The 978-nt window shown below is 37.9% G+C and carries 2 protein-coding genes; one reads left to right on the top strand and one right to left on the bottom strand.

Annotated elements, in window-relative coordinates:
• A partial coding sequence (locus KH893_RS11045; protein ID WP_345803735.1) for an AMP-binding enzyme occupies positions 1-148 on the top strand: 148 nt, incomplete at its 5' end.
• Between the two features lie 71 nt (positions 149-219).
• Here KH893_RS11045 and KH893_RS11040 read toward each other — a convergent pair.
• The coding region (locus tag KH893_RS11040) for a M3 family metallopeptidase (RefSeq protein ID WP_281166175.1) at positions 220-978 on the bottom strand (759 nt) is incomplete at its 5' end.

Here is a 978-nt window from a genome sequence, read left to right as displayed (position 1 = left end):
AGAATTATTGTCTTATGGAAGAAGACACCTGGCACATTACAAAGTTCCAAAAAAATTTATTTTCGTTGATAATTTACCGCATACTGCCAGTGGAAAATTACAGCATTCGAAATTGCATACTATTTATTTAGAAAATTATAATCGATAATTTTTCCTTGTTTTTAAAATAATGTTATATAAAAAGGTGCTCTAATAGGCACCTTTTTTATATAATCCAATTTATAACTTTTCGGTCAAACTCAAGAATTGATCGACATCTTTTTTGATCAGATCGGCACCGGCCTGCCAGAAGTCGGGTTTGGTCAAATCGACACCCAAGTGTTTCTTTGCTAATTCTTCGGAATTCATATTCGCTGTATCGCGTAGTAATGAAATATAGGCCGATTCAAAATCGGTTTGCTTTTGAGCCCAGTCGAAGATTCCCAAACTGAACAAATAGCCAAAGGTATAAGGAAAATTGTAAAAAGGAACATCGTCGATATAAAAATGCAGTTTGGAAGTCCAAAAATGGGGATGGGTACCATTTTCGGCCAAAGCTCCGGAAAAGGCTTCTTTTTGGGCTTCTGCCATCATTTTATTTAATTGTTGTGGTGTTAAAACACCCTTTTGCCGTTCTTTATAAAAATTGCTTTCAAAAATATAACGAGCACGGATATTCATGAACATAGCCGTAGCATTGGCAATTTTGGCATCCAGCAAAGTAATTTTTTCAGCATCTGATTGAGCAGCTTCCACATTGGCAGTATTAATAATCGTTTCTGCAAAAGTTGAGGCGGTCTCGGCAACATTCATCGCATAATTTTGCCGCCATTGAGGCAAATCATACAAAACATGTGAATGAAAAGCATGACCCAATTCATGGGCAATTGTTGCGGCATCGTTAACCGAACCGGTGAAAGTCAGAAAAATCCTGTCCTCTTTTAAAGTTGGAATCGATTCATCCCAACCGCCGGGTTGCTTTCCGGGACGGTCTTCGGA

Source organism: Liquorilactobacillus sicerae, from assembly GCF_029916425.1.
Classification (GTDB): Bacteria; Bacillota; Bacilli; order Lactobacillales; family Lactobacillaceae; genus Liquorilactobacillus; species Liquorilactobacillus sicerae.
Note: the sequence above shows the minus strand (reverse complement) of the source record. Positions and strands in the feature narration are given on the sequence as shown.